The organism is Streptomyces sp. NPDC046379, assembly GCF_055587785.1.
The window spans coordinates 1-7,713 of sequence record NZ_JBVJFP010000048.1 but is presented as its reverse complement, the minus strand read 5'-3'; the positions used below and the strand labels follow the sequence as shown (position 1 = coordinate 7,713).

Below are 7,713 nucleotides of genomic sequence, written 5' to 3'. Positions count from 1 at the left end.
CTGGGAAAGACGCGACGACATCCACGAAGCCCTCCTCGGCCTCGCCACCTGCCTCATCACCCACCGACACGTCCAACGCCTTTGTTAGGACCTCTTAAACGGCTCGAGGAGCCGTATCGCGGGGGTGTGCGGTCGTGGTTGAAGTACAAAGTGCGCGTAACCGCCGAGGCCGTCGTCGGCGCCGTCACCGGAACCCTCACAGCACCACGGACCGCCCTGCTCGGCCGCTACGACAGCGCCGGCCGCCTGCAGTACACCGGCCGCACCACCACCCTCCCCCACACCACCGGCCGTGCCCTCGCCCACCACCTGACACCACCGGCGGGCCCGCACCCGTGGGAAGGGCGGACCTTCTCCGCGTTCCCTGTTGAATCGGCGTGTTGAAGCCGATGTGACAGGGGTGAGGTAGTGCCTGGATGGCGTGTTTTTTGGGTGCCCAGACGACGGGTTAGCGAGACGGAACGAATACCCGTTTTGGCTGGTTGGGGGGACCTGTCGCTCCGGGAGGAGCGGGCGGGTATCCACCCGGGAGACCCGATCATGCTGGCGCCCGACTACAGGGTGGATGAGCTCTTGAGCGAGTACCTCTGTCGCTCGAGCTTCGTGCACCTCGGACATGAGACGAAGCGGAACTACACCTCGGACTACCAAGTGTTCTTCGACTTCCTCTGGGACCGGGGGAAGACCTGGAACGAAGCCAGGGCGGATGACCTGTTCGATTTTCATGACTGGCGTGTACGGTCGCGCGAAATCCTGACCGGGTAGGCGGGGCGAAGTGGAACCGCGAGCTGGCGGCCTTTACCCGCCTTTACGACTGGGCCCAGCGGCGTGGTTATGCGGCGACGAGTCCGGTGTTGATGCGGTCGGCCACGGGGCGGTACGGGGAGACTGTCTTGGTTCCGGCTGGGCGGGCGAAGAACGCTCGCACCAGCAATGTGCACTGGCTGACGCCGCGGGCTTTCCGCCGGTGGGTGGATGTCGGGCTGCGGGGGCATATTGCGCAGGGCTGGCCGGGAGAGAGCTGGGTGGGCCGGTTGGAGGCCCGCAACGTCGCCTACGCGGAGTTGTTGTTTTCCTCGGGTATGCGGCTGACGGAGGGGGCCTCGCTGCTGACCGTCGAGGTGCCCAAGGCGGCTTTGGAGGGCGGGCGGTATTACCCGGGCCGGCTGGCGCGGGCGGTGACGAAGTCGAAGAGGCCGCGGACGTTCTACGTCGCTGCCCCGGTCGTCGGCGGGATCGAGGGCTACGCGGAGTCGTCTCGTGCCGTGGTGATCCGTCGCGCCCAGGCGAAGGGGCGGTACGAGCAGCTGCCGGACGTGCGGCTGGTGAGCGGTATCACCGGCCATCGCCGGCGCACGCTTCACTGGCGGGACCAGGACGGTGTCGTGGGGCAGACGGCGCTGGACGAGGCGACGGTGTCCGAGCGGATGACCTTCTACATCGAGGGTCCGGACGGGCTGGAGCCGTTGTGGTTGTGGTTGAACGAGCAGGGGCTGCCGTTTCGTCCGGCGTCGTGGGAGAACGTCTTCCGTGCGGCGAGTGAGCGGTGCCAGCAGGTGCTGGGCCCGGTAATGGCGGAGCCGCCGTTTTGCACCCCGCACATGTGCCGGCACAGTTTCGCTCTGTTCATGCTCGTGGTGCTCAACCACGTGATGGACCAGCGTATGGGCCTGACACCGGCAGAGCGCCGGGACTTCCGTCTGCTGTACGGCGATCCGTGGCAGATGGTGCAGGACCTGCTGGGGCATGCCCAGCAGGAGACGACCCGAGGGATCTACCTGGAGCCGGTGGCCGATCTTCAGCTGCGGTCGCTGCTGGCGGACGTGCCGGTGCCGGAGGCGGGTCGTATGCCGATGGATGCCGTCTTCGCCCGGCTGGCCAGGGAGGCCGAGGGAATCCAGGACGTCGACGACCGCCTGGGGGCGGCATGAGCCGCCGTGGACGAAGCGCCGCCCGCTCTCCTGAGCCCCATCGTCGCCCGCCGGTTCTTCTCGAATGTGGCCTCGTGGTCGAGCATCGCAGCACCCGGAGCACGGCCCGTCGCTTCGACTTCGCCACGCTTCCCGTCCCGCTGGGCATGCAGCGGTCCCTGGCCGCGGTCTTCGCCGAGTTGTGCCGACCGGGCAGCGGTTGGGACTCGCACGACGTCGCCCGCACCAACTGGAACGCGGTTCGATCCTTCGCCACCTACCTGTCCCAGCAGGACCGTCCGGTGGGTGACGTGGACGCCCTCACAGTAGGGCTGTGGAACGCCTGGCGGATCAGCCGCCCGAACACTCCCGCCGGCCAACAGCAGCTGAGATGTGTGATTCGCCTTCTGCGTCACCACCCCCGTGTCCCGGCACCGGTCAGGGAGGCGATGCCACAACGGCTGCCGCGCTTGAAAGTGCAGGAGACGACGCTCGCGGCCGAGGAGTTCGAGGTGCTCCGCAAGACCGCGCGGCAGATCTTCAGGGCCGCGCACCTGCGGATCAGCGAGAACACCGCCCACCTGAACGCCTGGAGGACCGGCGGCTTCCCGCCCGGGAGCCGCCAGGCGCGGATCGGTGAGGCCCTGGAAGAGCTGGCCCGAACCGGCTTCGCACCCGGTTACTGGAGCGAGGGCGGGCGCAGGAGGGTGACCTGGCGCTACCACCAGGCCCTCGGTGGCGAGTCCGCCCCATACACCTGGCACCGCTTGTTTCTGACCGCGAAGGAAGCGGCTGCCCTGGGGATGCTGCTGGTGGCCGAGCACGGTCTGAACGCCACCGCCGTGGCCCAGATGCCCGTTCCTCGGGCCACCCCGGACTCGGGCGAGGGCGCGTTCCCGGTGTACCGCGTCGAGCTGTACAAGGCCCGGCGAGGCGGCGGGCGGCAGGTGACGACCCGCAACTGGAGCGACTTCGGCGCCGCCTCCCCGGGTCGGCTGATCACCCAGGCCCTTCAAGCCACTTCCTTCGCCCGAGCTTATGTCCGTGAGCACGAAGAGGATGTTGACCGGCTACTGGTGTGGCGCCACGCCCTGCCCTCCCACCCGCACGGGGATGAGGTGATGCGGGTGGGCCCGTTCGGCGCCGGGCTGTCGCGCAATGCCATGAGTACCTGGGCGCAAGACGCCGGCCTGACCGGCTCCCGGCTGCGGCGTACCCGCAAGACGGTCAACGTGCTGCACCGGCGCGAGCCCGGCCAGAACAGCCAGGACACGCACGACCGCGTCTACGTCCTGCCCGAACCCCAGGTTCAGCAGGCAGCCATCCCCGTGATCACCGACGCCCTCAACGAGGCGGTCGACCACGCCCGCCGGACGGTCCTGCGCGCACAGCTGCGCGAGAGAGCGGAGCCGGCCGACCAGCCGACGGCGACGGCCGACTGCCACGACTACACCCACAGCCCCTTCACGGCGCACGGCACCGGTTGCACGGCGTCGTTCCTGATGTGCACCGCCTGCCCGAACGCCCGGATCCACCCCGGGCACCACCCGCGCCTGACCCACCTGCACCACGCACTGAGCGGCCTGCGGGACGTGATGGACGCGGCCGACTGGCAGGCGACCTGGGGCGAATCCCACGCTCGCCTGGAGAACCTCGAGGACCGGCTCGGCAACGCCCTCTGGCAGCGCGCCGTGCGGGCCGTGATGCCCGCCGACCGCGAAATGATCACCCTGCTGCTCGACGGAGACCTCAACCCATGACCACCACCGCCACCAACCCCGCACCGCCACAGCAAATACCGGGGCCCCACACGCCGTCCATCGCCGAGCACCTGGTTACGCCTGGCACGAGCGCGCCGGTGGCCCGCTACGGCGATGCCGTGTGGCCGCTGGCCCCGCTGATCGACAATCCCAGCACCGCCCGGCACAGCATCTACTGGAACACCTTCCCCACCGGGCCCCTGCGCCAGGAGCTGAAGCTGCTGGCCTGGCTGGCGATCAACACCTCACTCCCGGCCCGATTCCTCGCCGAGCGATCGGTCTCCTGGCGGGCACGGCTCAGCGGCAGCGTCATCAGCACCAGCCTGGGCCAATGGCGCCAGCTCGCGCAGTGGCTCACTACCCGCGGCATCACCGCCCTCGCCGACTGCACCACCGAGATTCTCGTCGACTACAGCCGGCACCTGCGCCAGGGCCGCGACCGAAACTCCGTGCACAAGCACCTCACCGCCGTCTCCCGCCTGTGGGCCTTCGACCTGGACAGCCCGGCCCCCACCGGCATGGCCGAACCGCCGTGGCTGCGCGAGGGCATCGACGACTACCTGCCGCCCGCGACGTCGGCCGGGGAAAACCTCACCGAGCCGATCACCCCGGCGGTCATGGGACCACTGCTGATCTGGGCACTGCGCACCGTGGAGGACTTCGCCGAGGACATCCTCACCGCTCTCACCGAGCACCGGCGCATGTCCGCCACCGCGGCAACCACCCCCACCAACCCCGCCGGCCTCGACGCGCTGCACGCCTTCCTCAACCACATTACGGCCGAGCAACTGCCCTTCCCCGCCAGCCGCCAAGACCCCACCGCCGCCATCAGCTACATCGCTGCCCGCACCGGAGCCTCCCGGTCCCAGGTTGCCTCAATGGTCGGCCGCCAGGGCTGGGGCCCCTACATCCGCCGCCACCCCGGCCCCTGCCCACTCGACACCTCGATCACCGGCCTCGTCGACGGCCGCCCCTGGCGCCAGGCCATCGACTTCACCGAGGCACCCGTGCTCATGCGCCACCTGGGCACCGCCTGCTTCATCGTCATCGCCTACCTGACCGGCATGCGGCCCGGCGAAGTCCTCGGCCTGCGCAGCGGCTGCTGCCCCGAACCGGCCGACGGCAAGCACCTGATCTACGGCAACGTCTACAAGACCGCCCTCGACAGCCACGGAAGCCACCTCTCCCAAGGCGTCCCTCGCGAAGCCCCCTGGGTCGCCATCCCCCCGGTCACCAGCGCCATCCGCGTCCTGGAACGCATCGTCCCCGACGGCGCCCTGCTGTTCGACTCCGCCACCCACTGCGACGGCAGAGTCGGCCGCTTCAGCACCGGTTCCCTCGGGCTGAAGACCATGCGCCGCCGGATCGAGGACTTCGTCGCCTTCGCCAACAGCACCGCCACCACCCTCGGCCGCGAAGCCGAGGCCATCCCACCCGACCCACACGGCGCGGTGGGGACCGCGCGGTTCCGCCGCACCCTGGCCTGGCACATCGCCCGCCGTCCCGGCGGCCTGGTCGCCCTCGCCATCCAGTACGGCCACCTGCGCACGGCCACGTCCGGCACTTACGCCTCCCGCAGCCGCGACGGCATCCAGGACCTCCTCGACATCGAAACCGCCCGCGCCACCCTCGACACCCTCACCGCCCTCCAGGACGACCTCGCCCACGGCACCGGCATCTCCGGCCCGGCCGCCCGCCGCGCGATCCAGGCCGCCACCCACACCCCCACCTTCACCGGCCAGATCATCACCGCCCGCCAAGCTCGCGACATCCTGGGCAACCCCCACCTAACCGTCTACGACAACCCCAACGCCCTGCTCATATGCGTCTACAAACCCGACACCGCCCTGTGCCACCGCACCCCAGCCCAGACCGCCCCTCGCCTCGACCGCTGCATGCCCGCCTGCGCGAACATCGCCCGAACCGACAACCACGCCCGCCAGCTCCTCGATAAGGCACAACAGCTCGAACAGCGCGCCGCGTACCTGCCCACCCCGCTGGCCGAACGGCTCCGCAGCAGCGCGAACAAACTCCGGCAACACGCCGCGCGACACCACCAGCACATCACTGCCCAAGATGGAGACGCCCTGTGAGCCCCGCTCTGGACGAACGCGAGCGCATCCGCTCCGCCATGAACCGCATCCTCACCGGCACCGCCCAGCACTCCAACGGAGCCCTGACCATCGTCGCCCTGGCCCAGGAAGCCGACGTCCCCCGCAACGCACTCACCCAACGCCATCCGGATCTGAAGAACGATTTCTACGCCAAGGTCCGCCAGAAGGGCCAACCTGCCGAAGCCGAAACGCAGCTACGCAAACAAGTCGTGAAACTCAAGGAACTCCGCGCAGCAGACAAAGACGAGCTCGCCGAACTCCGCGCCGACCGCGAAGCCCTCATCCGCGTCGTCCACCAACTGACCCTGGAAAACCGGCAGCTCCGCCAGCAGCCCACGGTCCCTGCCCCCGTCGTCCGTATCCTGCCCACCCAGCCCCAACCGCCCGTCGCCTGAGGATCGGGCAGCGCACATCGCCGCCATCAACCGATGGCCCCCACGGTGAGGGCGGGCAGAGCCCGCCCTCACACCAGCTTCGAAACACCCTCACGGCTCCGGAGCCGTGTACTTCAGAGGCTTGGTTTCCTCGCCGGAGCGCCTCAGCTCCTGGTCAGGGTGCGCCCGAGAAGGGACAGCAGGCGGTCCCAGTGGCGCTGCAGTGCGGCGGGGTTGAAGGCATCGGTGTCAGACATGGTGAAGCCATGAACGGTGCCGGGATAGATCTCGGAGGTGTAGGCGACACCCGCCGCATCCAGGGCCCTGTTGAGCTCGCCGAGAGCCTCGGGCGTCAAGTCGCTCTCGGCATGGCCGAAGTGGACCTCGGCGGAGAGCTGGGAAAAGCTGTCGGTGCCGTCGACTCCCACCGGACCGTGGAATGCGGCGACGGCGGCCACCTGGCCGGGGTGGGCCGAGGCGGTGCGCGTCGCCAAGAGGCCACCGATGCAATAGCCGGTCACCGCGACCGGTCCGGCGCTGACCTCGGGCTGAGCAGTGAGGAACCTGAGGTATGCGTCAGCGTCTCGCAGGACACGGTCGGCGGTGTGCGCCTCGATCAAGGGCATCAGCTGAGCGAAGACCGCGGGCCGGGCCTCTTCTCCGATGTGCTCGGGAAGCTCGATCACCGGTGCCGGGCCGTGCCGGTAGAAGAAGTTGGGGACGAGCACGTAGTACCCGTGCCCGGCCAGTTCGCCGGCCATCTCCTGCAGCACGGGCCGGATGCCGAAGCCGTCCGCGTACATCAGCACCCCCGGGTGCCGCCCGCCACTTTCGGGGAAGACGGCAAACGCGTCAGCCTGGCCGTCCGCGGTGGGAATCTGCAGCGTCTTGGTGGGCATGAGTTCTCCTGTCGTGGTTGATGGTCGAGCCTGTGATCAACACGACGGAGGCGGAGCCCGCGCGGCAGCGCACGATCCTCGATCGAACAGCGGGCCGGCACTGGCCCGTACGGCGCTCAGAAGAGCACCGGGTCACCAATCCGTGTGTGGCGCAATGCCGTCCCGGTAGTCATGTCTGCAACATAGCCCACCCAACGAAGCCGCCGCCAACACCGCCAAGCCACAATGCAGTTCACAAGGATGATCTCGGCCAACACCTCGCTCCCGAACCCGCTCGACGCGCTGCCCTGGCACCCATACCGATCTTGAAGCTGCACGGTCCTCACTGCACTGTGAAACACCTCCTCGCCTCAACACGCAGGACTTGACAGAGAATCCGCGGGCTGGGGAACCCAGCGCACCCTCGACATCGCCCTGGTCCGGCCCGACACAGTGATCGAGGTCGCCGTCGACGTCGCCCGCGACGGCGGACGATGGAGACATCCCGCCCGCCCGCACCGCATCCGCACCGACCTCGACGTCACACAGGTGCCACTGTTCGGCGACGACCCCGCCCTCCCATAACAAGTCATCTCAATTGGTCAGTCGTCGGTAGCGGATGAGGGTGCAGGCGATGCTGGTAAAGGCCAGGAAGTGGCTGGCTTTGCGTTCGTAGC

At 68.9% G+C, this 7,713-nt stretch carries 7 protein-coding genes; 6 read left to right on the top strand and 1 reads right to left on the bottom strand.

The features are described 5' to 3' along the window. Positions 1-150 precede the first annotated feature (150 nt). The 6 genes from ACZ6KF_RS33685 to ACZ6KF_RS33660 all read left to right on the top strand — a co-directional run bounded on the left by ACZ6KF_RS33685 (position 151) and on the right by ACZ6KF_RS33660 (position 6,179). Positions 151-384: a hypothetical protein gene (locus ACZ6KF_RS33685; protein ID WP_469241979.1), complete on the top strand. Its 234-nt coding sequence runs from the start codon at positions 151-153 to the stop codon at positions 382-384. Positions 385-540: 156 nt separating this feature from the next. Then, complete coding sequence (locus ACZ6KF_RS33680; RefSeq protein WP_469241977.1) at positions 541-765, top strand: site-specific integrase; 225 nt, start codon at positions 541-543, stop codon at positions 763-765. 170 nt (positions 766-935) lie between these two features. Then, the gene (locus ACZ6KF_RS33675; protein WP_469241975.1) at positions 936-1,931 is read left to right on the top strand and encodes an integrase; all 996 of its coding nucleotides are present in this window, start codon (positions 936-938) and stop codon (positions 1,929-1,931) included. A 74-nt stretch (positions 1,932-2,005) separates the two neighbouring features. Then, entirely contained in the window at positions 2,006-3,670 is a 1,665-nt protein-coding gene (locus tag ACZ6KF_RS33670) for a hypothetical protein (RefSeq protein WP_469241973.1), read from the top strand. After that, positions 3,667-5,763 (top strand): integrase, encoded by a 2,097-nt coding sequence (locus tag ACZ6KF_RS33665; protein ID WP_469241971.1) that lies wholly within the window; start codon positions 3,667-3,669, stop codon positions 5,761-5,763. Before ACZ6KF_RS33670 ends, ACZ6KF_RS33665 begins: the two co-directional genes overlap by 4 nt. Continuing rightward, positions 5,760-6,179, top strand: a complete 420-nt coding sequence (locus ACZ6KF_RS33660) for a hypothetical protein (protein ID WP_469160608.1) — start codon at positions 5,760-5,762, stop codon at positions 6,177-6,179. Before ACZ6KF_RS33665 ends, ACZ6KF_RS33660 begins: the two co-directional genes overlap by 4 nt. A gap of 143 nt (positions 6,180-6,322) precedes the next feature. Here the strand turns inward: ACZ6KF_RS33660 and ACZ6KF_RS33655 are convergent, their stop codons facing one another. After that, positions 6,323-7,057 (bottom strand): dienelactone hydrolase family protein, encoded by a 735-nt coding sequence (locus tag ACZ6KF_RS33655; RefSeq protein ID WP_469241969.1) that lies wholly within the window; start codon positions 7,055-7,057, stop codon positions 6,323-6,325. Positions 7,058-7,713 lie beyond the last annotated feature (656 nt).

What these genes read in the sequence shown, in the direction of transcription:
- ACZ6KF_RS33680 (WP_469241977.1), top strand. Translation starts at nt 541, where the DNA reads ATGCTGGCGCCCGACTACAGGGTGGATGAGCTCTTGAGCGAGTACCTC.
- ACZ6KF_RS33665 (WP_469241971.1), top strand. Translation starts at nt 3,667, where the DNA reads ATGACCACCACCGCCACCAACCCCGCACCGCCACAGCAAATACCGGGG.
- ACZ6KF_RS33655 (WP_469241969.1), bottom strand. Translation starts at nt 7,057, where the DNA reads ATGCCCACCAAGACGCTGCAGATTCCCACCGCGGACGGCCAGGCTGAC.